The organism is Streptomyces sp. NPDC088794 (assembly GCF_044750545.1).
Classification (GTDB): domain Bacteria; phylum Actinomycetota; class Actinomycetes; order Streptomycetales; family Streptomycetaceae; genus Streptomyces.
In genome coordinates, this window is record NZ_JBIVKB010000007.1 from 253,589 (window position 1) to 278,582 (window position 24,994).

Here is a 24,994-nt window from a genome sequence, read left to right on the forward strand (position 1 = left end):
GGAAGGCCGTTCTATCGTCATGATGTATCGAGTCGATACATCGGCGCGACATAAGACGAGGAGGCGAGCGGATGAGCCGGCGTGCCGGGATCCTCGAGTTCGCCATCCTCGGCCTGTTGCGCGAATCCCCGATGCACGGCTATGAGCTGCGCAAACGGCTCAATACGTCGCTGGGCGTGTTCCGGGCTTTCAGCTACGGAACGTTGTACCCGTGCCTCAAGACGCTGGTCGCGAGCGGCTGGTTGATCGAGGAACCGGGGAACGCCCCCGAGGACGCCCTCGCAGCTCCACTCGCAGGGCGTCGCGCCAAGATCGTCTATCGGTTGACGGCGGAAGGTAAGGAACACTTCGAGGAACTGCTCTCGCAGACCGGCCCCGACGCGTACGAGGACGAGACCTTCGCCGCTCGTTTCGCCTTTTTCGGGCAGACGTCCCGGGACGTACGGATGCGCGTGCTGGAGGGCCGTCGCAGCCGGCTGGAGGAGCGCCTGGAGAAGATGGGCGCCTCCCTGGCACGCACCCGAGAGCGCCTCGACGACTACACGCTTGAGCTCCAGCGCCACGGGATGGAGTCCGTGGAGCGCGAAGTGCGCTGGCTGAACGAGCTCATCGAAAGTGAGCGGGCGGGCCGGGACCTGAAGGGTCCCGCCCACGGAGAACCCGCTCGCGACACCACAGAGGGAGCGCCGGGCGTCCTGCCCCGGCCCGGGGACACCCCCGGGCCGGATACGCCCGGCGACACCACCACGTGAGGTCCCTGCCAGGGCCTCACTCGTACACACAGGGAGCAACCGGAATGGGTTCGGTTCGCGTAGCCATCGTCGGCGTGGGCAACTGCGCCGCGTCGCTGGTACAGGGAGTCGAGTACTACAAGGACGCCGACCCGGCGTCCAAGGTGCCCGGCCTGATGCACGTCCAGTTCGGCGAATACCACGTCGGTGACGTCGAGTTCGTCGCCGCCTTCGACGTCGACGCGAAGAAGGTCGGCCTCGACCTCTCGGACGCCATCGGTGCCAGCGAGAACAACACCATCAAGATCTGCGACGTCCCGAACAAGGGCGTCACGGTCCAGCGCGGCCACACCCTCGACGGTCTCGGCAAGTACTACCGAGAGACCATCGAGGAGTCCGCCGAGGCGCCGGTCGACGTCGTCCAGATCCTCAGGGACAAGCAGGTCGACGTCCTCATCTGCTACCTGCCCGTCGGCTCCGAGGACGCGGCGAAGTTCTACGCCCAGTGCGCCATCGACGCCAAGGTCGCCTTCGTCAACGCCCTTCCGGTCTTCATCGCCGGCACCAAGGAGTGGGCGGACAAGTTCACCGAGGCCGGTGTCCCGATCGTCGGTGACGACATCAAGTCGCAGGTCGGCGCCACCATCACGCACCGCGTGATGGCGAAGCTGTTCGAGGACCGCGGTGTCCGTCTCGAGCGCACCATGCAGCTCAACGTCGGCGGCAACATGGACTTCAAGAACATGTTGGAGCGCGACCGCCTGGAGTCCAAGAAGATCTCGAAGACGCAGGCCGTCACCTCGCAGATCCCGGACCGCGACATGGGCGCGAAGAACGTCCACATCGGTCCCTCGGACTACGTGGCCTGGCTCGACGACCGCAAGTGGGCCTACGTCCGCCTTGAGGGCCGCGCGTTCGGCGACGTCCCGCTGAACCTGGAGTACAAGCTCGAGGTCTGGGACTCCCCGAACTCCGCGGGTGTCATCATCGACGCCCTGCGTGCCGCGAAGATCGCCAAGGACCGCGGTATCGGCGGCCCGATCCTCTCCGCGTCGAGCTACTTCATGAAGTCCCCGCCGGTCCAGTACTTCGACGACGAGGCCTACGCGAACGTCGAGAAGTTCATCAAGGGCGAGGTCGAGCGCTGAGCACCACCGGCGCGCGTCACTGAGAACGCTCCTGCCAGGGCTGAGAGGGTCCCCGGGTCACCGACCCCGGGACCCTCCCCGTATGTGAGGCTGTGCCCATGGCTGTCGTGCGGGACCTGCGCGCTCTCCTGCGCCTCGGGAACTTCCGGCGTCTGCTCGCCGTACGCCTGCTTTCACAGGGAGCCGACGGCGTCTTCCAGGTCGCGCTCGCGTCGTACGTCGTCTTCTCCCCGGAGAAACAGACCTCGGCCACTGCGATCGCCTCCGCCATGGCGGTCCTGCTGCTCCCGTACTCCCTCGTGGGCCCCTTCGCCGGCGTCCTGCTGGACCGCTGGCGCCGCCGCCAGGTCTTCCTCTACGGCAATCTGCTGCGCGCGCTGATGGCGACGGCGACGGCCGTCCTGATCCTCGTCCATGTCCCGGACTGGCTCTTCTACGTCTCCGCCCTGTGCGTCACCGCCGTCAACCGTTTCGTGCTCGCGGGCCTGTCCGCCGCGCTGCCACGCGTGGTGGACGCCGAGCGCCTCGTGATGGCCAACTCCCTTTCCCCGACCGCCGGTACGCTCGCCGCGACCGCGGGCGGCGGTCTCGCCTTCGTCGTACGGCTGGTGTTCGCGGACTCCGACGCGGCAGTGGTGCTGCTGGGCGCCGCCCTGTACCTGTGCGCGGCACTCGCGTCACTGCGTCTCGCACCCGAACTGCTGGGGCCGGACCGTGAGTTGGTGCGGCAGAGGCTGACGACGGCCCTCTCGGGCACCGCTCGCGACCTGGCGGCGGCCGTACGGCACCTCGCCGCACCACCGCGTCGGGAGGCCGCCTGGGCGCTCCTGACGATGACGCTGATGCGGTTCTGCTACGGCGCCCTGCTGGTCATGGTGCTGATGCTCTGCCGCTACGCCTTCTCCACGACCACGGACGACGGACTCGCCCTGCTGGGGCTTGCGTTGGGGATTTCCGGCGCCGGCTTCTTCGTGGCGGCCGTATTGACCCCCTGGGCAGCCGGACGCCTCGGACCGGGCCCCTGGATCGCCGTCTGCGCCGCGTCGGCCGCGGTCCTGGAGCCCGCGCTGGGCCTCCCGTTCGCCACCGCACCGATGCTGGTCGCTGCGTTCGTCCTGGGCCTCACCACCCAGGGCGCGAAGATCGCGACGGACACGATCGTGCAGTCCTCGGTGGAGGACGGATTCCGCGGGCGGGTCTTCTCCGTCTACGACGTCCTCTTCAACATCGCCTTCGTCGGCGCGGCAGCGGTGGCCGCCCTGATGCTGCCGCCCGACGGCCGCTCGGTGACGCTGGTCCTCGCAATCGCCGTTGTCTACGGGGCAGTTGCGGCGGCTATGGCCCGCTTTGAGCGCCAGTAAGTGTCACATCAAAGAAACAGAGTTCGATGGGGCTACAGAGATGTCAGTGGCGGCCGGTAATTTACGTCCGTCTTACGCGCTTCTTACGCGCGACACGCATCCATGTTTGAGGGGGACCCCCAAGTGACAACTCCGCCGCCCCAGGGCCAGAACCCGTTCGCGCAGGCCCAGCAGCCTGCCGGCCAGCCCCAGGGCCAGGCTCCTTACCCGCCGCAGCCCGGCTACCCGCAGCAGCCTGGCCAGCCCGGGTTCCCCCCTCAGGGAGCCGCTCCGTTCGCCCCGGCCCCGCCGCAGGGTCGCAAGCTCAGCTTCAAGACGATCAAGAACATCGTCATCGTCCTGGTCGTCGCGGGCGTAGCCATCGGCGGCTACATAACCAGCCGCGACGACGCCGACACGGCGAAGGTCGGCGACTGCATGCACCGAGGCAGCACGAGCGACACCAACCCGGACCTTGAGGTCGTGGGCTGCAGCGACGCGAAGGCCCAGTACGTGGTGCTGGCCAAGATCAAGGGCAACTACTCGGCCGTGACGGCGGAGAGCAAGTGCGAGGAGCAGGCGAAGGACTTCCAGTACTCGTACACGGAGTCCGGCGACGGCAGTGACTTCCTGCTCTGCCTGAAGGACAAGTAAGAACGAGCAGGACCCAGAAGGGGCGATGTTTCACGTGAAACATCGCCCCTTGGCGCGCCCAGCTCATTGGCGCCTCCGACGCCCTGGCCCCGGTCGTTCGCAGTGGGGGTCATGTTTCACGTGAAACATGACCCCGCTCCACGGACTCAGTCCTGCTGAGCCCACCACTCCTTGAGCGCGGCCACCGCGGCGTCGTGCCCCATCGGCCCGTTCTCCAGACGGAGTTCCAGCATCTGCTTGTAGGCGCGACCGACGGCCGGGCCGGGGCCGACCCCGAGGATCTCCATGATCTGGTTGCCGTCGAGGTCCGGACGGATCGCGTCCAGCTCCTCCTGCTCCTGCAGTTGGGCGATCCGCTCCTCCAGTCCGTCGTACGCCCGGGAGAGCGCCGCGGCCTTCCGCTTGTTCCGCGTCGTGCAGTCCGAGCGGGTCAGCTTGTGGAGGCGGTCGAGGAGCGGTCCCGCGTCACGGACGTAGCGGCGGACCGCCGAGTCCGTCCACTCGCCGGTGCCGTATCCGTGGAAGCGCAGGTGGAGTTCGACCAGATGTGAGACGTCCTTCACGAGCTCGTTGGAGTACTTGAGCGCCGTCATGCGCTTCTTCGTCATCTTCGCGCCGACCACCTCGTGGTGGTGGAACGAGACCCGGCCGTCGTCCTCGAACCGACGCGTACGCGGCTTGCCGATGTCGTGCAGGAGTGCGGCAAGCCGGAGAGTCAGGTCGGGGCCGTCCTGCTCCAGCTCGATCGCCTGCTCAAGGACGATCAGGGTGTGGTCGTAGACGTCCTTGTGCCGGTGGTGCTCGTCGCGCTCCAGGCGCAGGGCCGGCAGCTCGGGCAGGACGTGATCGGCGATGCCGGAGTCGACAAGCAGGGTCAGTCCCTTCCGGGGGTGCGGAGACAGGATGAGCTTGTTCAGCTCGTCCCGTACCCGCTCCGCCGAGACGATGTCGATCCGTCCGGCCATGTCCTTCATGGCCGCGACGACCTCGGGAGCCACCTCGAAGTCGAGCTGGGCGGCGAAGCGCGCCGCGCGCATCATGCGCAGCGGGTCGTCGGAGAAGGACGCCTCGGGAGTGCCCGGGGTGCGCAGGACCCCTGCCGCGAGGTCGTCGAGTCCGCCGTGCGGATCGATGAACTTCTTCTCGGGGAGCGCGAGGGCCATCGCGTTGACGGTGAAGTCCCGCCGGACGAGGTCCTCCTCGATGGAGTCGCCGTAGGACACCTCGGGCTTGCGGGAGGTCCGGTCGTAGGCCTCCGACCGGTAGGTGGTCACCTCGAGCTGGTGGCCGTCCTTCTGTACCCCGACCGTGCCGAAGGCGATGCCGACCTCCCACACGGCGTCCGCCCACGGCCGGACGATCTTGAGGACATCCTCGGGGCGGGCGTCGGTCGTGAAGTCGAGGTCGTTGCTGAGCCGGCCGAGCAACGCGTCCCGGACCGGGCCGCCGACCAGGGCGAGTGAGAACCCGGCTTCCTGGAAACGGAGGGCGAGGTCCTCGGCGACAGGGGCGACCTGGAGTGGTTCGCTCACCGCACGGTGCGGCACCTGACGGAGGGCGCTGGAGGTGTCTTCGTTGGCGTTCGGCACAACAGAAGAGGGTACGTGGCGCGGGCGACCGCGGGCGTCTCCATTAAACGTCCACAAAGAGCTTCGCCGGACATGCGCGGCGGCCGGTATTGCATACCCGCACATACAGGGCACCTGCCCCAGTCTGCCGATCTTGTGGACCAGTCCGCGGCACTTCCCCTCCGCGCGCATCGTTACCATGCGTGGACGCACATTCCGACGACCACTGACGACGACTAGGGACGGGCGAACGCGTGGCCGAGGCGGCAGACTTCCCGGGGACGAGTCCCTCACCTGCCCGCCGGTGGCTGCGGCGCACCGGAGCGCTGCTCGCCGGTGCGCCTCTGCTGGCCGGTCTGTTCCAGCTGCCTGCCGCCACGCTCGCTCAGGCGGCCGATTCGGGCTCGGTGTCCGTGGCCCTGGATTCCCTCAGCCCCAGCGCCCCCACGGACGGCGACACGGTGACCGTGACCGGCACGGTGACCAACAACGGCAAGCAGGCGGTCACCGGGGCGCACGTAGGGCTTTCTCTGGGATCTCCGCTGAACACACGGTCGGCCATCGAGGACGCCGCGAAGAGCAGCACCGACACCCAGGCGGCGACCGGCTCCGAGGTCGGCGGCAAGTACGTCCAGAAGTTCTCCAAACTCACTCCCGGCGTCGCCGAGCACTTCAGCATCTCCGTGCCGGTCGACAAGCTGGACCTCGGCGACGACGGCGTCTACCCGTTCGCCGTCTCCCTGTCCGGCCAGACGTCCGCGCAACCCTGGGACCAGGTCCTCGGCATCCAGCGGACCTTCCTGCCGTGGCAGCCCGAAGAGGCGGACACGAAGACGAAGACCACGTTCCTGTGGCCACTGATCTCGACCGTGCACATGACGGCGGAGACGGGATCGAACGAGCAGCAGACGCCGGTCTTCCTCAACGACGACCTCGCCAAGGAGATCTCCGCCGGCGGCCGCCTGGACCAGATGCTGTCCCTGGGCAAGGACCTGGACGTCACGTGGGTGATCGATCCGGACCTGCTGGCCTCGATCGACGCCATGACGGGCAGCTACCGGATCCGGTCCGCCGACGGCACCACCACGACGGCCGGCACCCATCAGGCGGTCGCCAAGGCGTTCCTCGACGAGTTGCAGAGCGCGGTGGCGGAGAAGGACGTCGTCGCGCTTCCCTTCGCCGATCCCGACCTGGCCTCCCTCGCCCACAACGGCACGAGCGTCACCGGTTCGTTGAACCACCTCAACGAGGCGACCGACGTCGCCGCCACCACGGTGGACACGATCCTGCACGTGACGCCGAGCACCGACTTCGCGTGGCCCGTCGACGGCGCCGTCGACCCGTCGATCGTCAAGGTCGCCACCTCCGCGGGGGCCGACAAGGTGATCGCGCGCAGCGACAGCCTCCAGGAGACCGGCGGCCTGTCCTACACCCCCTCAGCGGCCCGCCCGATCGGCGGCGGCACCACGGCGGTCGTCGCGGACGCCCGGCTGTCCAAGGCGTTCCAGGGCGACCTGACGAAGGCTTCCGACGCCACGCTCGCCGTGCAGGAGTTCCTCGCGCAGAGCCTCTCGCTCAACCTCCAGACGGACGACCAGCGCAGCATCGTCGTCGCCCCGCAGCGGATGCCGTCGGCCCGCCAGGCCCAGGCGATGGCCACCGCGCTGACCGCCCTGCAGGACGGCACCTGGTCCGCGTCCCAGGACCTCACGGCGGCCGCGAAGGCCAAGCCCGACCCCGGCGCCACGACGAAGGTGCCGTCGGCGTCCTCGTACCCCTCCTCTCTGCGCAAGCAGGAGCTGCCGCGGTCGGCCTTCGAGCAGATCGCGAGGACGCAGAGCAGCCTCGAGAGCTTCAAGGTGGTCCTCACCGACCAGGCCCGCGTGGTGACCCCCTTCGGGCGGGCCATGAACCGTGAGATGTCGACGTCGTGGCGGGGCCGGGCGAACGCCGCCACCAGCTTCCGCACCGGTGTGGAGGCCTACCTCTACGACATCACCGGTCAGGTCAGACTGATCGACAAGTCCGACACCAAGCTGTCAGGACGCAGCGCCACGATCCCGGTCACCGTGCAGAACAACCTGGTGCAGGGCGTGGACCACCTGATGCTGCGCCTGACGTCGACGAGCCCGACCCGCCTGCAGATCCACGGCCACGACTATTTCGAGCAGCCCATCGCGGTGTCCGGCGGGCACAGCCAGACGGTGAAGTTCACCACCTCGGCCAAGGCCAACGGCCAGGCGACGGTGATCGCCCAGCTGTACACGCAGGACGGCCAGCCGTACGGCGCCCCGGTCACCTTCGACGTCAAGGTCACCGAGTTCACGGCCACCGTGATGCTGGTCATCGGCGGCGGCTTCCTCCTGCTCGTCCTCGCCGGTTTCCGGATGTACACCCAGCGCAAGAGGGCGGCCGCCCGCGAGGCCCAGGAGGACGGCCCCGACGAGGCGGCGGATCCCACCGACGGCCCGGAGAACCCCGAGGACCCCTCGGACCGTCTCACGGAGGAGTCCGGCACCGGCACCCGGGCAGACGACCCGGAGCAGCCGAGTGACCCGACACCGGACACCGCAGCGGAAAGCGCCGACCCGTCCGGCACGGGTGAGAGAGTGGACCGTTGAGGATGTCGTGGCCGGTGGGCCCGGGACGATGAGGTGGAGTAAGTCATGAACGCGCCGTACGACGGTGATCGCGGCCAGGGCGCGGGCAGCTCGGGTCACCCCGAGGGCCCGCCGCCCGAGCACGGCCAGGTACCGCCGCAGCCCCCCGCCGACATGTACCTCCAGGACGCCTACGACCAGGACCCCTACCGGGCCCAGGACCTCACCGCTCAGGACCCGGTCGCCGAGGCGCTCTACGACCGCGCCGCGCATCCCCCGCCGCCCCCGGGCACGTACCAGCCTCAACAGCCTCTCTACGGCCAGCCGCCCCAGTCCCCGTACGCACCCGACCCCCGTGTGTGGGCCCAGACCCCGGCGCCCGAGCCGGACGGAGCGACCCAGTACCTGCCGTACGGCGACGATCCCCGGACCACCCAGTACGTCGGTGTCGACGACCTGGTCACGCAGGCCGGCGAGGAGCGCCACGAGCCGGACGCCTTCGCGCACCTCTTCCGCGACCAGGAACAGGGCGGCGGCTTCCCCGCGTCGGGTTCCCCCGCGGTTCCGGGTCCGGCGCAAGCCCCCGGCGGGCCGGGACCGGTTCCCGCGTACCAGGCTCCGCCGCCCGTGGACGACCGGACCATGAACCTCGCCGCCGCACCCGCCGTGACCGCTGCTCCGGCCGCGAAGAAGGCCGGTGGGAAAGCCACGGGGCTGCTGAAGTCCAGCGCCGTGATGGCCGCGGGCACGATGGTCTCCCGCCTCACCGGCTTCGTCCGCTCGGCGCTGATCGTCTCCGCCCTGGGCGTCGGCCTGCTCGGCGACACCTTCCAGGTCGCCTACCAGCTGCCGACGATGATCTACATCCTGACCGTCGGCGGCGGCCTCAACTCCGTCTTCGTGCCGCAGCTCGTACGCGCCATGAAGGAGGACGAGGACGGTGGCGAGGCGTTCGCCAACCGGCTGCTGACCCTTGTCATGATTGCGCTGGGCGCGCTCACGGCACTCGCCGTCTTCGCCGCACCGCTGCTGGTCCGCCTGCTGTCGGTGAAGGTCGCCGACGACCCGGCAGCCAATGAGGTCGCCGTCACCTTCACCCGCTACTTCCTGCCCTCGATCTTCTTCATGGGCATCCACGTCGTGATGGGGCAGATCCTCAACGCGCGCGGGAAGTTCGGCGCGATGATGTGGACCCCGGTCCTGAACAACATCGTCATCATCGTCACCCTCGGCATGTTCATCTGGGTGTACGGCACCTCCGCCAACTCCGGCATGGAGGCCGGGAACATCCCGCCGCAGGGTCAGCGACTCCTCGGCATCGGCATCCTCCTCGGCCTGGTCGTCCAAGCCCTCGCGATGATCCCCTACCTGCGCGAGACGGGATTCCGGCTGCGGCTGCGCTTCGACTGGAAGGGCCACGGTCTCGGCAAGGCAGCGATGCTCGCCAAGTGGACCGTCCTCTTCGTCCTCGCCAACCAGGCCGGCGCACTGGTCGTCACCCAGCTGTCCACCTCCGCTGGCAAGTCCTCACCCGTCGACGGCACCGGCTTCGCCGCCTACGCCAACGCCCAGCTGATCTGGGGTCTGCCGCAGGCGATCATCACCGTCTCCCTGATGGCCGCGCTGCTGCCGCGCATCTCGCGCTCCGCGGCCGAGGGCGACGGCGGCGCCGTACGCGACGACATCTCCCAAGGGCTGCGCACCACCGCCGTGGCGATCGTGCCCATCGCCTTTGGTCTCCTCTCCCTCGGCATCCCGATGTGCACGCTGATCTTCGGCTCCTCGGGCACCAGCGAGGCCACGAACATGGGCTTCATGCTGATGGCCTTCGCCCTCGGCCTGATCCCGTACTCGGTGCAGTACGTCGTCCTGCGCGCCTTCTACGCCTACGAGGACACCCGGACGCCCTTCTACAACACGGTCATCGTCGCCGCGGTCAACGCCGGGGCCTCGGTGCTCTGTTACTACCTCCTGCCGGCCCGCTGGGCCGTGGTCGGCATGGCCGCCTCGTACGGTCTCGCCTACGCCATCGGCGTCGGTGTCGCCTGGAACCGGCTGCGCAAGCGGCTGAACGGCGACCTGGACGGCAACCGCGTCCTGCGGACGTACGCGCGGCTCTGCATCGCGTCGGTGCCCGCGGCGCTGCTCAGCGGCGCGGCCTGCTACGGGATCGGCCACACGCTCGGCCAAGGCGTTGTCGGATCCTTCGCGGCACTGCTGGCCGGTGGAGCAGTGCTGCTCGGGATCTTCTTCGTCGCGGCCCGGCGCATGCGGATCGAGGAGCTGAACTCGCTGGTAGGCATGGTCCGTGGACGTCTGGGTCGCTGAGGCCGGGGTACGCGCACAACCATCGTCCGCCATCGTGTGTCGTGCATAGCGGCGGACTGTGGGCACAATTGGGTTCGGCGTCGGACGGCGCGCACGGAAGTCGGTCGGCGCGCGATGAGTGGGGAGGCAGGGACGACGGTGGCGGAACGGAGCACGGCTGCCGTCGACGTGGCAGACAACAGCGGCGATGAGCCGCTGACCGCCGAGGCGGACCAGTCCACGGCCGACGGCGTGGCCCAGAACCGGGAGCGGGACACGGAGAACGACGAGGCACAGGGGAGTGGCGGGACCGAGGGTCCCGAGAAGGCCTCACCGCCCGAGCTGCACAGCGGTCACAAGCTCGCCAAGCGGTATCGGCTCGAGGAGTGCGTCACCCGTCTGGACGGATTCAGCAGTTGGCGCGCCGTCGACGAGAAACTGCGCCGCGCTGTCGGCGTCCACCTCCTGCCCGCGGACCATGCGCGGGCACGTTCCGTCCTGGCCGCGGCCCGTTCGTCGGCGCTGCTGGGCGACCCGCGCTTCGTCCAGGTCCTCGACGCCGTCGAGGAGGACGACCTCGTCTACGTCGTCCACGAGTGGCTGCCCGACGCGGTCGAGCTGACGTCACTGCTCGCCCCCGGCCCGCTGGAGCCGCACGACGCGTACCAGATGGTCAGTCAGATCGCCTCGGCGATGGCCGCCGCGCACCGCGAGGGCCTGGCGCATCTGCGGCTGAACCCGAACGCCGTGCTGCGCACCTCCAGCGGTCAGTGGCGTATCCGCGGCCTCGCCGTGAACGCCGCGCTGCGCGGCATCACGTCCGAGACCCCGCAGCGCACCGACACGGAGTCCGTCGGCGCCCTCCTGTACGCGGCGCTCACACAGCGCTGGCCGTACGAGGACGACGCCTACGGTCTGGCCGGGCTGCCCAAGGACGTCGGCCTGATCGCGCCCGACCAGGTGCGTGCCCATGTCCACCGGGGCCTGTCCGAGCTCTCCATGCGGGCGCTCGCCAACGACGGGGCGACCGCCTCCCGTCACGAGGCTCCGTGCACGACGCCGGAGGAACTGGTCAAGGCCGTCGGCGAGATGCCGCGCATCCGGCCACCGGAGCCCGCGTTCACGGCTCCGCCGGAGTACCAGCGCACGACGTACCAACAGGGCTCGTACGGCCGCCCCGCGCCGCACCCGGGCGCCACTCAGCAGCTGCCGACACCGCCGGCCCCGCTGCAGAGCCGCACCGGCAAGGCCCTCAAGTGGGCCGTCTCGGCTCTCCTGATCGCCGCGCTCGGCCTCGGCAGCTGGCAGTTGGCGGACGCCCTCATGGACAAGGGCAACAAGTCCGACGACACGAACCAGACCCAGACGACGGACGGCAACGACAAGAACCCGCAGAAGGCGGTCAGCAAGCCGATCGCCATCAGCGGTGCCCGCGACTTCGACCCGTTCGGCGATGGGTCCGAGAAGCCGGGCGACATAGGCAAGACCTACGACAACAGCCTCTCGACCTACTGGCAGACGGACTACTACAAGGGCGCTACCTTCGGGAACCTGAAACCGGGCCTCGGTGTCATCCTCGATCTCGGCAAGGTCCAGCAGGTCGGCAAGGTGACGGTTACCTTCATCGGGGACACGTCCGTCGAACTGCGCGCCGCATCCAGTGACGCGAGTTCGGAACCGACGTCCTTCGACTCCTACAAGAAGGTCGCCGGCGGTTCGGGTACGAGCGTCACCCTCAAGCCGAACGAGTCCCTCAAGTCCCGCTACCTGTTGGTCTGGTTGACCAAGCTGCCGCTCACGGACGACGGCAACCGCGGCCGGGTGGCGGACATCAAGGTGACCAGCTGAGGCTGACGGCAAGGCAGAGGGGGTCAGATGGCGGAAGGCGCCGGATACGCGGGAGCGAGTGACCAGGAGTTGCTCGCCCGCCACGTGGAGGGCGACCCCGACGCCTTCGGTGAGCTCGTGCGGCGGCATCGTGATCGGCTCTGGGCTGTCGCCCTGCGGACGCTGGGCGACCGCGAGGAGGCCGCTGACGCCGTGCAGGACGCCCTCGTCTCCGCCTACCGGGCTGCCCACACCTTCCGCGGCCAGTCGGCCGTCACGACGTGGCTGCACCGGATCACCGTGAACGCCTGTCTCGACCGGGCCCGCAAGGCGGCCTCCCGCAAGACCTCTCCCGTCGACGACAACGAACGGCTCGAGCAGCTCCTGGAACCGCACGAGTCTGCGGAGGCGCCGGCCGAGCGCAACGACCTGCACCGCCAGCTCCTCAAAGCCCTCGGCACACTGCCGCCCGACCAGCGCGCGGCCCTCGTCCTGGTGGACATGCAGGGATACCCCGTCGCCGAAGCCGCCCGCGTGCTCGACGTCCCCACCGGGACAGTGAAGAGCCGCTGCGCGCGGGGCAGAGCCAGACTGCTCCCCCTCCTCACCCACCTGCGGCCGGAGAACGCGGGTGACGGAAAGGAAGGGGGCCAGGGGCGGAACCGGACGCAGGGGACATCCGTCCCACCCGCAGCGGGACCGCCAAGCACCGGTCCACGCGATACAGGGCCAAGCGATCCAGCTGCAGTGAAGGGCGGAGGTGGGCGAGCGTGACATCCACGACGGACATGGCCGGGCACCCGGACGTCGCCGAGATCTCCGACCTCACCGAAGGACTCCTCCCGCCGTCCCGGACCGCCGACGTACGACGGCATCTGGACGGGTGCGAACTCTGCGCGGACGTGTACGCCTCCCTGGAGGAGATCCGGGGACTGCTCGGCACGGTGCCGGTCGCACAGCGCATGCCCGACGATGTCGCGGAACGGATCGACGCGGCCCTCGCGGCCGAGGCGCTGCTCGACGCGTCGGCGCCCGATCACACGGACATCCCTGCCACCCCTGTGCTCGTGGGTGCGTCTTCGTCCCTGTCCACTCAGGGCGACAGCGACAGCGCACATGTTTCACGTGAAACATCGGCAACGGCTGACCGGCCGGCGGGTCATGCCCGGGTCAGGACTACTGGGCCGGGTCGCAAGGACCGGAAGTCGGCCGGGCGTCGACGGGTCGCCGTCCTCGGCAGTGTCTTCGCGGTCGCCGCTCTCGGGCTCGGTGGTGTCCTGGTCGCCACGCACAACGACGGCAAGCCCTCCGACACGGAGGCGAACGGCCGGTCCACTGCTGCGGACACCTTCTCCGAGGGCGGGCTTCAGAAGCAGGTGGCCGATCTCCTCGGCAAGAACGACCGCTCCGGAAGCAGCTCCGGCACCAACCACAGCTTCGGGATCGCGGGAGATCCCAGCGCCGACACCGTCTCTCCCAAGATCTTCAACGTGCCCGACGTTCCCGCGTGCATCCAGAGGGGCATCGGCCGGTCCGACGCGGCCCTCGCCACGAAGCAGGGCACCTACAAGGGGACTCCCGTCCTGCTGGTCGTCCTGACCGACGCTTCCGACAGCGCCAAGGTGACCGCGTACGTCGTGGACGCGACCTGCGCGACCAAGGCTCCGTCCACTCAGGCGAAGGTCCTGCTGACGAAGTCCTACGCCCAGCCCTGACCGCCCGCGCTTCGTCTGCGTGCTCCGTGGTGTTCTCGGCCGCGTCCCCGCACACTGTGTTCGCCCCCGTGTGCCCGGACACAGCGGGAATGCACGCCCCTTAGGATCCGTTGGGTGGGGTGAGAGTTCTGAAAGGAGCTCCCACCGGTCTGACGATGCAGTCCAGAGACGAGGAATCCAGTCGTGAGCGACGTCCGTAACGTGATCATCATCGGCTCCGGGCCCGCCGGCTACACGGCGGCGCTCTACACCGCGCGCGCGTCGTTGAAGCCGCTGGTCTTCGAGGGCGCCGTCACCGCCGGCGGTGCGCTGATGAACACCACCGACGTGGAGAACTTCCCCGGGTTCCGGGACGGCATCATGGGCCCGGACCTCATGGACAACATGCGCGCCCAGGCCGAGCGCTTCGGCGCCGAGCTCGTTCCGGACGACATCGTCTCCGTCGACCTGACCGGCGACATCAAGACCGTCACCGACACCGCGGGCGTCGTCCACAAGGCGAAGGCCGTCATCGTCACCACGGGCTCCCAGCACCGCAAGCTCGGTCTGCCCAAGGAGGACGTGCTCTCCGGACGCGGAGTCTCCTGGTGTGCCACCTGTGACGGGTTCTTCTTCAAGGACCAGGACATCGCCGTGATCGGCGGCGGTGACACCGCGATGGAAGAGGCGACCTTCCTCTCCCGCTTCGCCAAGTCCGTGACGATCGTCCACCGCCGGGACACCCTGCGCGCCTCCAAGGCGATGCAGGAGCGCGCCTTCGCCGACCCGAAGATCAAGTTCGTGTGGGACAGCGAGGTCGCGGAGATTCAGGGCGACCAGAAGCTCGCGGGTCTGAAGCTGCGCAACCTCAAGACCGGTGAGCTCTCCGACCTGGCGGTCACGGGCCTCTTCATCGCGATCGGCCACGACCCGCGCACCGAGCTCTTCAAGGGTCAGCTGGACCTGGACGAAGAGGGCTACCTCAAGGTGGACGCCCCCTCGACCCAGACCAACCTGACCGGTGTCTTCGGCGCCGGCGACGTCGTCGACCACACCTACCGGCAGGCGATCACCGCGGCCGGCACCGGCTGCTCGTCCGCCCTCGACGCCGAGCGTTTCCTCGCCGCACTGGCGGACGAGGAGAACGCCGAGCCCGAGAAGACCGCTGTCTGACCTCCATCCCGCCCCACCGCACCAACCAGTTAAGGAGCCCGCCGTGGCCGGCACCCTGAAGCACGTGACCGACGATTCCTTCGAGCAGGACGTCCTCAAGAGCGACAAGCCCGTCCTCGTGGACTTCTGGGCCGCCTGGTGCGGTCCGTGCCGCCAGATCGCTCCGTCCCTCGAGGCGATTGCCGCCGAGTACGGCGACAAGATCGAGATCGTCAAGCTGAACATCGATGAGAACCCGGGTACGGCCGCCAAGTACGGCGTCATGTCGATCCCGACGCTGAACGTCTACCAGAACGGCGAGGTCGCCAAGACCATCGTCGGTGCGAAGCCGAAGGCCGCGATCGTTCGCGACCTCGAGGACTTCATCGCTGAGTGATGTTTCACGTGAAACACGAATGGGCCGACCCGGACGGGTCGGCCCATTCGTGTTCGTGGAGCCCCGTTGAGCCCTCGTGTGCGGCCCACTCGCTGCTAGAGCGGACGCAGCACCGGCTCCTTCTGTACGGCCCCCAGCAGCCGGTCCAACGCCATCTCGACGTCTTCCTTCCAGGAGAGGGTCGTTCGTAGTTCCAGCCGCAACCGCGGATAAGTGGGGTGCTGGCGAACGGTCTTGAAGCCGACGGCCAACAAGTGGTCGGCGGGCAGCACACAGCCGGGCTCTTTCCAGCGCGCGTCACCGAAGGCCTCGATCGCCTTGAAGCCTCGGCGCAGCACATCCTTGGCGACCGTCTGAACCATCACGCGGCCCAGTCCCTGTCCCTGGTAGCCCGGCATGATGAAGCCGGTCATCAGCTGGACGGCGTCCGGCGACACCGGGCTCGTGGGGAATGCCGTCGCCCGTGGCACGTAAGCGGGAGGGGCGTAGAGCACGAAGCCCGCCGGTACGTCGTCGACGTAGACGACCCGACCGCAGGATCCCCAGTCCAGCAGGACGGCGGAGATCCACCCTTCCTTCTCCAGAGCGGGCGTGCCCCCTCTTACCGCGGCTTCTCCGCTGACGGGGTCCAACTCCCAGAAGACACATGACCTGCACCGCTTGGGAAGGTCCGGGAGGTTGTCCAGCGTGAGCGGTACGAGCCGGCGCCCCATGAAGGCTGTTCCTCGCTTCCTTCGCCCGCGGCGCCGCGGGCGGCCGTCAGAGCGCTGTGTTCCCTGAGCAGGCTGCCGACGAAGCCGCCGACCGCGCCCAGTCCCAGGGCAGCGCCCACCAGTCCGGTTCGGCTCATCGTTCGCATGGCCCTGCCTCCCCAAGAGGTGCTGCCAGGTGGATGTGCCATACCCGAACGCATCGTATCGACGATGCGATTCCATCGATACTGCCTGAAAGCAAAGAGCGGGCCGTGTCCGGTACACACCGGACACGGCCCGCTCCGGTGGCCGATCGGGCGAGAGTGCCCGGCCGGCCACGGAGGAACTCAGTCCTCGGTCTCCTCGGAATCGCCGTCCATAAGGCTCTTCTGGAGGACCGGCCCCTCGCCCGGGGCGAGGGAGCTGAGGATCCGCTCAAGGTCCTCCATCGAAGCGAACTCGACAGTGATCTTGCCCTTCTTCTGACCCAGGTCGACCTTCACGCGGGTCTCGAAGCGGTCCGAGAGACGCCCCGCGAGATCGGTGAGCGCCGGGGAGACGAGGGCACCAGCCCGCGGTCCCTTGGAGCGCTGAGCCGACTGCGGACGCGACCCCATGAGGGTCACGATCTCCTCGACCGCCCGTACCGAGAGGCCCTCGGCCACGATGCGGTGAGCCAGCCGGTCCTGCTCCTCCGAGTCGTCCACGGAGAGCAGTGCCCGTGCGTGACCCGCCGAGAGGACTCCTGCCGCGACCCGGCGCTGAACGGCCGGCGACAGCTTCAGCAGACGCAGGGTGTTGGAGACCTGCGGGCGGGAGCGACCGATGCGGTCCGCCAGCTGGTCGTGCGTGCAGTTGAAGTCCTTCAGCAACTGGTCGTAGGCGGCGGCCTCTTCCAGCGGGTTCAGCTGTGCGCGGTGCAGGTTCTCCAGGAGGGCGTCCAGGAGAAGCTTCTCGTCGTCCGTGGCCCGCACGATCGCCGGGATCGCTTCGAGTCCCGCCTCACGGCAGGCCCGCCAACGCCGCTCACCCATGATGAGCTCGTAGTGGGTCGGACCCGTCTGCCGTACGACGACCGGCTGGAGGAGGCCGACCTCCTTGATGGAGGTGACGAGTTCCTGCAGCGCGTCCTCGTCGAAGACCTCACGCGGCTGACGCGGGTTCGCCGTGATGGAGTCGATGGGGAGTTCCGCGAAGTGGGCACCGATGGGAGGTGCCGGCGTCTCCACACCGTTGAGGAACGGCTCCTCTGTTTCATGTGAAACAGGCGGCAGCGATGCCACCTTCGCCGCGGCCACACCACGGTCGGTCGTCAGCAGCGGCACCGACGTCGGCGACGCGGAACCGCTGCCTCCCACCGCGGCGGGGGCCGGCGTCTTCTCCGTCGGGGCAGCGGGGATCAGTGCGCCGAGACCACGGCCCAAACCCCTCCGTCGCTCACTCACTGAATGCCCTCCACCATGCTCGGGTTGCTCTGGGCGCCGATGTGGGCCTGCGTCGGGTCATAGCTGACACCGACGCCCTTCAGAGCGAGTTCTCGTGCCGCCTCAAGATAAGACAGGGCACCGCTGGACCCCGGATCGTACGTCAGTACCGTCTGCCCGTAGCTCGGTGCCTCGGAGATCCGGACCGAGCGGGGAATGCTCGTCCTCAACACCTCGTCACCGAAGTGGCTGCGCACCTCGTCGGCGACCTGGGACGCGAGACGCGTCCGGCCGTCGTACATGGTGAGCAGGATCGTCGATACGTGCAGATTGGGGTTGAGGTGACCCCGTACCAGGTCGACGTTGCGCAGCAGTTGACCCAGTCCCTCCAGCGCGTAGTACTCGCACTGGATCGGGATGAGGACCTCCGCACCGGCCACCAAGGCGTTGACCGTCAGCAGGCCGAGCGAGGGCGGGCAGTCGATGAGGATGTAGTCGAGTGGCTGCTCGTAGGCCTGGATGGCCCGCTGCAGTCTGCTCTCCCGGGCCACCAGCGAGACCAGCTCGATCTCCGCACCGGCGAGATCGATCGTGGCGGGGGCACAGAACAGACCCTCGACGTCAGGTACAGGCTGAACGACTTCCGCCAGCGGCCTGCTCTCGACCAGGACGTCATAGATGGACGGGACTTCGGCATGATGGTCGATCCCCAGCGCAGTGGATGCGTTGCCCTGAGGGTCGAGGTCGATCACCAGGACACGGCCACCGTGCAGAGCAAGGGAAGCGGCAAGATTGACGGTCGTCGTCGTCTTGCCCACGCCACCCTTCTGGTTGGCGACCACCATGACGCGTGTCTGCTCGGGGCGGGGCAGCCCCTCGCCAGCACGGCCAAGAGCCTCTACAGCCAATTGGGCAGCACGACCGATCGGAGTGTCGTCCATCGGAGGCGGTGTTTCACGTGAAACATCCTCCCCCATCGACTCGGTACGGGGACCGGGGACCGGATCGGTCATCGGTCCCGCGATGTTGGCGTCGGACCGCAAGGATTCACTCTCCTCGACTTCAGGCTCGCAATGAACAGAGCCTCCCATGTCTTCGGGGTCGTGAACCAGTGAGGCCTGGTGTTCTGTGGAGAAATCCACCTCTGTGGACAACTCCGTGCCCCTGAAGGGGGACGGAGCGTCATCCGAAGCGTCTTCTCTCAGCGAACCTAGGGGTTTTCGGTCGCGCGGTTCCGCGGCGCGGCCCCGGCTGATGATGCCGTGCAACAAGGAGCGACGTTTCACGTGAAACACGATGCACAGCAGTGGTGACCCAAACTGTCGCGACACTCCGGCATGCGTAGGTTTGACAGCTTGTGTGGAGTACGTCTCGTCGTCAGGACGGATCAGCGACGGCGACGTACCCGTCCGGTCCGGGCCGCCTTCGCCTTCTTGGCCGCGAAGCGCACACCACCGGGGCTCTCCCCGACCTCGACCCGGACCACCGTGGACAGCGGATCCACGACGCCGTCGCCCACATGGAGGATCGACGTCTCCACCGCACCGAGCTTGCTCAGCGCCGTGGCGGCCGCTTTTAGCTCCTCCTCGGCGGTGTCTCCCTTGAGGGCGAGCATCTCTCCGTACGGGCGAAGGAGCGGGATCCCCCAGGCGGCCAGCCGGTCCAGCGGGGCCACGGCGCGGGCCGTCACCACGTGCACGGGCGGCAACTTGCCCATGACCTCCTCGGCCCGGCCACGCATGACCGTCACATGATCCAGGCCCAGCAGCTCGACGACCTCGGTGAGGAAGTTCGTCCGGCGCAGCAGGGGCTCCAGCAGCGTGATCTTCAGATCCGGCCGGACCAGCGCCAGGGGAATGCCCGGCAGACCTGCCCCGGAGCCGACATCGCAGACGGTCACGTTCTCGGGCACCACCTCCGAGAGGACCGCGCAGTTCAACAGGTGCCGCTCCCACAGCCGGGGCACCTCACGCGGACCGATCAGGCCGCGCTGCACGCCCGCCTCGGCGAGCAGCTCCGCGTACCGGACCGCATCCGAGAACCGATCGCCGAACACCTCACGCGCCTGTTCGGGCGCAGGGGGGAGTTCCGCTGCCTCCGTCACGGGGACCGTCCTTCCGTACCGCATCAGCGCACCGAGCGCCGACCACCAGAGCTATCAGGCTGACAAACTTCGGCCCCGTCTGCGCTACAGACGGGGCCGGAGGAACGTAGGACCGATCAGGCGGGAAGCACGACGACGAAGCGCTGTGGCTCCTCGCCCTCGGACTCGCTGCGCAGGCCCGCGGCCTTGACCGCGTCGTGCACGACCTTGCGCTCGAACGGCGTCATCGGGTCGAGCTTCACCGGCTCGCCGGTGTTCTTCACGTCGGAGGCGGCCTTGGCGCCCAGCTCGGAGAGCTCGGCGCGCTTCTTGGCGCGGTAGCCGGCGACGTCCAGCATCAGGCGGCTGCGGTCCCCGGTCTCCCGGTGCACGGCGAGGCGCGTGAGCTCCTGGAGCGCCTCCAGCACCTCACCGTCACGGCCGACCAGCTTGTTCAGGTCTCGGCCACCCGAGTCGCTGATGATCGAGACAGCGGCGCGGTCGGCTTCGACGTCCATGTCGATGTCGCCGTCGAGGTCGGCGATGTCCAGCAGACCCTCGAGGTAGTCCGCCGCGATCTCACCCTCCTGCTCCAGGCGGGACAGGGTGTCTACACCCTCGGCGGGAGCGGAGGTGGTGCCTTCCGTCACGGGATGGGCTCCTTCTTACTTCTTGGAGGGGGACTTGGGGCGCTGCGGACCGCCCTTGCGCTGCCCGGACTGGGCCTTGCTGCGACCACTCGCACCGGACTTCGGAGCGGGCTTGTCCGCAGGCTTGTCGGCGGGCTTGGCGTCCTGTGGCTCGTCGGACTTCTCCAGCGACGTCGACGGCGTCGAGGAGGCGGAGGCGGTGGACTCGCCGGCCACCCTGGGGCCGCCCTGGCGCTGTGCCTTCGACTGACGCTTGGGCTGCTGGCGCTTGGGAGCACCGCCGGCGGTGGGCGTGCCGTCCTCGGTCAGCGTGGTGACCTCGGCCTCGCCCTTCGCCACGGTGCCGTCCGCCTGGGCCGCGAGACCCGCCTTGTTCAGCGCGTTGATGAACTTGCGCTCGAACTCGTTGCGGTCCCTGCCCTTGGCGACGATCGCCTTGACGATGGTCTTCTCGCTCCGCCTGCGGGTCCTGCCGTGGTGCGTGACGTGCTTGGTCAGGCGCTCCAGGTAGGCGGCCTGGGCCTTGGAACCCGGCGTCGGGTTGTTGCGGATGACGTACATCTGCTGGCCCATGGTCCACACGTTGGTGGTCAGCCAGTAGACGAGGACACCGACGGGGAAGTTGATGCCGAAGATGGCGAACATGACGGGGAAGACGTACATCAGCATCTTCTGCTGCTGCATGAACGGCGTCTTCACCGTGGTGTCGACGTTCTTCGTCATCAGCTGGCGCTGCGTGTAGAACTGCGACGCCGACATCATCACGATCATGATCGCGGTGACGACGCGGACGTCGGTCAGCGTGGCACCGAGCTGGCCGACCTTGTCGGCGCTGTCGGTGAACTTCGCCGCCAGCGGGGCACCGAAGATGTGCGCCTTACGAGCGCTGGCGAGCAGCGGGTCGTTGATGACGCCGATCGTCTTGCCCGTCGCGATGCCGTTGAGCACGTGGTACAGCGCGAAGAAGAACGGGGACTGCGCCAGGATCGGAAGGCACGAGGAGAGCGGGTTGGTGCCCGTCTCCTTGTACAGCTTCATCATCTCTTCGGACTGGCGCTGCTTGTCGTTCTTGTAGCGCTCCTGGATCTTCTTCATCTCGGGCTGCAGCGTCTGCATGGCCCGGGTCGCCTTGATCTGCTTCACGAAGAGCGGGATCAGACAGATGCGGATCAGGATCACGAGAGACACGATCGACAGGCCCCAGGCCCAGCCCGTATCGGGACCGAAGATCTTCCCGTAGACGGAGTGGAACTGGACGATGACCCAGGAAACGGGTGTCGTGATGAAGCTGAAAAGACTGGCAATCGTGTCCACTAATCATGCTCCTTGGACATGGGACGGGGTCTCGGCGGCCGGGCTCGAAGGAGTCTGTCCCTCGATGGCCTGTTCGGCGGCGGAGGTCCCGCCCTTGCGTGCACGCCGGGCGCCGCGCAGCATTTCGTGCCACCGCGGACGCTTGCGGGGCGGCACATGGTCCACACCGCCCAGCGACCACGGATTGCACCGCAGGATGCGCCAGGTGGTAAGTGCCGTGCCCTTGATCGCACCGTGCCGGTCGATGGCCGTGTAGCCGTAGTGAGAGCACGACGGGTAGTACTTGCACACCGGGCCGAGCAGGGGACTGATCGTCCACTGGTACAGCTTGATCAGTGCAAGCAGCGGGTACTTCATCGCGCGCCCCCTCCCAGCAGCCGCTCCAGGGCGGCATCCAGGTCTCGGGCCAGCTGTGCATGGTCGGCGTCACCCGCACCGGGCAGCGCTCGTACGACTACCAGGCTACCGGGGGGCAGCAGGGCGACTCGATCGCGCATCAGGTGACGCAGCCTGCGCTTCACCTTGTTGCGCACCACCGCACCACCCACGGCCTTGCTCACGACGAAACCCGCACGCGTCGGGGGAGCGCTCTCCCCTGGCGCGTGCGGGTCCGTGGCACCGCTACGAAGATGGACGACTAGGGACGGGCGTCCGGCCCGGCGCCCTCGTCGTACCGCGGTCGCGAAGTCCTCGCGCCGCCTCAGCCGGTTCTCGGTGGGCAGCACGACGGCATGACCTGACCGGGATCAGGCGGACAGGCTGGCGCGACCCTTGCCACGACGGTTCGCGAGAATCGCGCGGCCGGCACGGGTACGCATCCGCAGGCGGAAGCCGTGGGTCTTGGCGCGGCGACGGTTGTTCGGCTGGAAGGTGCGCTTGCTCACTCGGGGGCTCCAGAAATCAATCGGGGTTTGGCGGGTGCCGTCCTGGCTGTCACCGTGCGCCCACGAGAAGCTCGCGTCACGCCCGATTGCACCGCTTCCCGATCACCTTCAGCGATCTGTGCCCATCGGAGGCAGGCGGCAGCAGCCATCGACAACTCGACCTGGTTACGGTACGCGCGGCTGAGCCATCCGGTCAAACCAGGGGCCACCGGGAGACACTATCCACAGCCTGGGGACAACAACTTGAACCGCACCCGTCGCCCTGACTACCGTGGCTGGACTCCGATTCGTTCCCTTGTCCCCACCGCCACCCCATTTACCACCCGATCCGTCCCGCAACCACACGTTCGTGGGACCCACGAGAGAGCGTGCCCTGTGGCTGACGTGCCTGCCGATCTTGCCGCAGTGTGGCCACGAGTACTGGAGCAGCTCCTCGGTGAGGGCCGTGCGCAGGGGGTCGAGGCAAAGGACGAGCACTGGATCCGCCGCTGCCAGCCCCTCGCGCTGGTGGCCGACACCGCCCTGCTCGCCGTACCGAACGAGTTTGCGAAGGGCGTCCTCGAAGGCCGCCTCGCTCCCATCGTCGCCGAATCACTGACCCGCGAATGCGGCCGCCCGATCCGGATCGCGATCACCGTCGACGACTCCGCGGGCGAGCCTCCCGGCCCGCCGGCCCCGCAGCCCCGCCCCCAGCAGCGCTACGAGGAGCCCGAGCTCTCCTCCGGCCAGTACGAGGGTTACGGCCGCCACCGCGCCGAAGACCGCCGGTCGAACCGCCCCGACCAACTGCCCGGCGCCCCGAGCGACCAGCTGCCCCCCTCACGCCAGGATCAGCTGCCCACCGCCCGCCCCGCCTACCCCTCCGAGTACCAGCGCCCCGAGCCCGGCGCCTGGCCGCGCCCGTCCCAGGACGAGTACAGCTGGCAGCAGCCGCGGCTCGGCTTCCCGGAGCGCGACCCCTACGCCTCGCCGTCCCAGGACACCTACGGCCAGCAGCAGGAGCCGTACAATCCGCAGGACTCCTACGCGCCGCCGTCCCAGGACTACCGCCCGCAGTCGATGGAGCGTCCGCCGTACGACGGTCAGCGCTCCGAGTACGACCAGCCGCGTCCCGACTACGACGCGCCCCGGTCCGACTACGACCAGCGCGACGGCCGCCGGGACCGGTCCGAGCCGCCGTCGAACTCCGGGCACGGCCACCGCGGCGGCTCCATGAGCCCCGGTGCTCCCGGCCCGCTGGCCGCGCAGCCCGCGCCGGCGACCCGTCCCGGCGAGCCGACCGCGCGGTTGAACCCGAAGTACCTCTTCGACACGTTCGTCATCGGCGCCTCCAACCGCTTCGCGCACGCGGCCGCGGTGGCCGTCGCCGAGGCGCCGGCGAAGGCGTACAACCCCCTGTTCATCTATGGGGAGTCGGGGCTCGGCAAGACGCACCTGCTGCACGCGATCGGACACTACGCGCGGAGCCTCTACCCGGGCACGCGCGTGCGGTACGTGAGCTCGGAGGAGTTCACCAACGAGTTCATCAACTCCATCCGCGACGGCAAGGGCGACAGTTTCCGCAAGCGGTACCGCGAGATGGACATCCTCCTGGTCGACGACATCCAGTTCCTCGCGGACAAGGAGTCGACGCAGGAGGAGTTCTTCCACACGTTCAACACGCTCCACAACGCGAACAAGCAGATCGTGCTCTCCAGCGACCGGCCGCCCAAGCAGCTGGTGACGCTGGAGGACCGGCTGCGGAACCGTTTCGAGTGGGGTCTGATCACCGACGTCCAGCCGCCCGAGCTGGAGACCCGGATCGCCATCCTTCGTAAGAAGGCGGTGCAGGAGCAGCTCAACGCCCCGCCGGAGGTCCTGGAGTTCATCGCGTCCCGCATCTCGCGCAACATCCGCGAGCTGGAGGGCGCGCTGATCCGGGTGACGGCGTTCGCGTCGCTCAACCGGCAGCCGGTGGACCTGGGCCTGACGGAGATCGTCCTCAAGGACCTGATCCCCGGCGGCGACGACTCGGCCCCCGAGATCACCTCGACGGCCATCATGAGCGCGACCGCCGACTACTTCGGGCTCACCGTCGAGGACCTGTGCGGCACCTCGCGCGGGCGCGCGCTGGTGACGGCACGGCAGATCGCCATGTACCTGTGCCGGGAGCTGACCGACCTGTCGCTGCCGAAGATCGGCGCGCTGTTCGGCGGCCGCGACCACACCACCGTCATGCACGCGGACCGCAAGATCCGCAATCTGATGGCCGAGCGGCGCTCCATCTACAACCAGGTGACCGAGCTGACGAACCGCATCAAGAACGGCTGACAGCCGCGCGGACGACCGCTGAGGGCGCCCCGGGACGAGTTCCCGAGGGCGCCCTTCTTCGTGTCGCGGCAACCCGCTGTTCGAATACGGGCCGGGTTACGGCCTCTCTCCACAGATTCGGTGACTTTCTCCCGTCCACACCCTGGGGACTGGGAAGTTGTCCAGATCGTGTCCACAGGCGCCCCTGCCGAAAGACCGTCAGGCCAGGTCAGGTGCCTG

At 68.4% G+C, this 24,994-nt stretch carries 22 protein-coding genes; 12 read left to right on the plus strand and 10 right to left on the minus strand.

All coding sequences use genetic code 11. The features are described 5' to 3' along the window. Positions 1 to 71: 71 nt before the first annotated feature. From ACIP6U_RS21820 to ACIP6U_RS21835, 4 genes are all read left to right on the plus strand, one after another. The gene (locus ACIP6U_RS21820) at positions 72 to 752 is read left to right on the plus strand and encodes a PadR family transcriptional regulator (RefSeq protein WP_401720179.1); all 681 of its coding nucleotides are present in this window, start codon (positions 72 to 74) and stop codon (positions 750 to 752) included. A 44-nt stretch (positions 753 to 796) separates the two neighbouring features. After that, positions 797 to 1,879: an inositol-3-phosphate synthase gene (locus tag ACIP6U_RS21825; RefSeq protein ID WP_401720182.1), complete on the plus strand. Its 1,083-nt coding sequence runs from the start codon at positions 797 to 799 to the stop codon at positions 1,877 to 1,879. Positions 1,880 to 1,977: 98 nt separating this feature from the next. After that, the gene (locus tag ACIP6U_RS21830; protein WP_401720185.1) at positions 1,978 to 3,240 is read left to right on the plus strand and encodes an MFS transporter; all 1,263 of its coding nucleotides are present in this window, start codon (positions 1,978 to 1,980) and stop codon (positions 3,238 to 3,240) included. Positions 3,241 to 3,363: 123 nt separating this feature from the next. Further along, positions 3,364 to 3,873: a hypothetical protein gene (locus ACIP6U_RS21835; protein WP_401720187.1), complete on the plus strand. Its 510-nt coding sequence runs from the start codon at positions 3,364 to 3,366 to the stop codon at positions 3,871 to 3,873. A gap of 146 nt (positions 3,874 to 4,019) precedes the next feature. On the opposite strand, the gene ACIP6U_RS21840 is transcribed toward ACIP6U_RS21835, so the two are convergent. Next, complete coding sequence (locus ACIP6U_RS21840) at positions 4,020 to 5,462, minus strand: CCA tRNA nucleotidyltransferase (RefSeq protein WP_401720190.1); 1,443 nt, start codon at positions 5,460 to 5,462, stop codon at positions 4,020 to 4,022. A 233-nt stretch (positions 5,463 to 5,695) separates the two neighbouring features. Between ACIP6U_RS21840 and ACIP6U_RS21845 the strand changes: the two genes are divergently transcribed. The 7 genes from ACIP6U_RS21845 (at position 5,696) to trxA (ending at position 15,418) form a co-directional block, all read left to right on the plus strand. After that, complete coding sequence (locus ACIP6U_RS21845) at positions 5,696 to 8,062, plus strand: DUF6049 family protein (protein WP_401720193.1); 2,367 nt, start codon at positions 5,696 to 5,698, stop codon at positions 8,060 to 8,062. 45 nt (positions 8,063 to 8,107) lie between these two features. Continuing rightward, the gene (gene murJ / locus ACIP6U_RS21850) at positions 8,108 to 10,369 is read left to right on the plus strand and encodes a murein biosynthesis integral membrane protein MurJ (protein WP_401720196.1); all 2,262 of its coding nucleotides are present in this window, start codon (positions 8,108 to 8,110) and stop codon (positions 10,367 to 10,369) included. A 138-nt stretch (positions 10,370 to 10,507) separates the two neighbouring features. Further along, positions 10,508 to 12,196 carry a protein kinase family protein gene (locus ACIP6U_RS21855; RefSeq protein ID WP_401720199.1) on the plus strand — a complete coding sequence of 563 codons (1,689 nt, stop codon included), beginning with the start codon at positions 10,508 to 10,510 and terminating at the stop codon, positions 12,194 to 12,196. 27 nt (positions 12,197 to 12,223) lie between these two features. After that, complete coding sequence (gene sigM / locus ACIP6U_RS21860; RefSeq protein ID WP_401720202.1) at positions 12,224 to 12,949, plus strand: RNA polymerase sigma factor SigM; 726 nt, start codon at positions 12,224 to 12,226, stop codon at positions 12,947 to 12,949. Next, positions 12,946 to 13,890: an anti-sigma factor family protein gene (locus tag ACIP6U_RS21865; protein ID WP_401720205.1), complete on the plus strand. Its 945-nt coding sequence runs from the start codon at positions 12,946 to 12,948 to the stop codon at positions 13,888 to 13,890. Before sigM ends, ACIP6U_RS21865 begins: the two co-directional genes overlap by 4 nt. A gap of 183 nt (positions 13,891 to 14,073) precedes the next feature. After that, a complete protein-coding gene (gene trxB, locus ACIP6U_RS21870) occupies positions 14,074 to 15,042 on the plus strand; it encodes a thioredoxin-disulfide reductase (protein WP_401720208.1) in 969 nt (322 codons plus the stop codon). A gap of 43 nt (positions 15,043 to 15,085) precedes the next feature. Further along, the gene (gene trxA, locus ACIP6U_RS21875; RefSeq protein ID WP_123998972.1) at positions 15,086 to 15,418 is read left to right on the plus strand and encodes a thioredoxin; all 333 of its coding nucleotides are present in this window, start codon (positions 15,086 to 15,088) and stop codon (positions 15,416 to 15,418) included. Positions 15,419 to 15,513: 95 nt separating this feature from the next. Here trxA and ACIP6U_RS21880 read toward each other — a convergent pair whose 3' ends face one another. From ACIP6U_RS21880 to rpmH, 9 genes are all read right to left on the minus strand, one after another. Continuing rightward, on the minus strand, positions 15,514 to 16,131 hold the full coding sequence (locus tag ACIP6U_RS21880) for a GNAT family N-acetyltransferase (RefSeq protein WP_401720211.1): 618 nt from the start codon (positions 16,129 to 16,131) through the stop codon (positions 15,514 to 15,516). 326 nt (positions 16,132 to 16,457) lie between these two features. Further along, complete coding sequence (locus tag ACIP6U_RS21885; protein ID WP_401720214.1) at positions 16,458 to 17,555, minus strand: ParB/RepB/Spo0J family partition protein; 1,098 nt, start codon at positions 17,553 to 17,555, stop codon at positions 16,458 to 16,460. Beyond that, positions 17,552 to 18,625, minus strand: coding sequence for a ParA family protein (locus ACIP6U_RS21890; protein ID WP_280876266.1), 1,074 nt, complete (start codon positions 18,623 to 18,625; stop codon positions 17,552 to 17,554). Before ACIP6U_RS21890 ends, ACIP6U_RS21885 begins: the two co-directional genes overlap by 4 nt. A 296-nt stretch (positions 18,626 to 18,921) precedes the next feature. Continuing rightward, positions 18,922 to 19,638, minus strand: coding sequence for a 16S rRNA (guanine(527)-N(7))-methyltransferase RsmG (rsmG, locus tag ACIP6U_RS21895; protein ID WP_401720215.1), 717 nt, complete (start codon positions 19,636 to 19,638; stop codon positions 18,922 to 18,924). 116 nt (positions 19,639 to 19,754) lie between these two features. Beyond that, on the minus strand, positions 19,755 to 20,267 hold the full coding sequence (locus tag ACIP6U_RS21900) for a protein jag (protein WP_401720218.1): 513 nt from the start codon (positions 20,265 to 20,267) through the stop codon (positions 19,755 to 19,757). Between the two features lie 15 nt (positions 20,268 to 20,282). Then, on the minus strand, positions 20,283 to 21,581 hold the full coding sequence (gene yidC / locus ACIP6U_RS21905; protein WP_401720221.1) for a membrane protein insertase YidC: 1,299 nt from the start codon (positions 21,579 to 21,581) through the stop codon (positions 20,283 to 20,285). Positions 21,582 to 21,584: 3 nt separating this feature from the next. Beyond that, on the minus strand, positions 21,585 to 21,938 hold the full coding sequence (gene yidD, locus ACIP6U_RS21910; protein WP_401720224.1) for a membrane protein insertion efficiency factor YidD: 354 nt from the start codon (positions 21,936 to 21,938) through the stop codon (positions 21,585 to 21,587). After that, positions 21,935 to 22,306 carry a ribonuclease P protein component gene (gene rnpA / locus ACIP6U_RS21915; protein WP_079078065.1) on the minus strand — a complete coding sequence of 124 codons (372 nt, stop codon included), beginning with the start codon at positions 22,304 to 22,306 and terminating at the stop codon, positions 21,935 to 21,937. Before rnpA ends, yidD begins: the two co-directional genes overlap by 4 nt. Before the next feature lie 21 nt (positions 22,307 to 22,327). Continuing rightward, positions 22,328 to 22,465: a 50S ribosomal protein L34 gene (gene rpmH / locus ACIP6U_RS21920; protein ID WP_006381191.1), complete on the minus strand. Its 138-nt coding sequence runs from the start codon at positions 22,463 to 22,465 to the stop codon at positions 22,328 to 22,330. A gap of 375 nt (positions 22,466 to 22,840) precedes the next feature. Here rpmH and dnaA point away from each other — a divergent pair, with 375 nt between their 5' ends. Then, positions 22,841 to 24,775, plus strand: a complete 1,935-nt coding sequence (gene dnaA, locus ACIP6U_RS21925) for a chromosomal replication initiator protein DnaA (protein WP_401720227.1) — start codon at positions 22,841 to 22,843, stop codon at positions 24,773 to 24,775. Positions 24,776 to 24,994 lie beyond the last annotated feature (219 nt).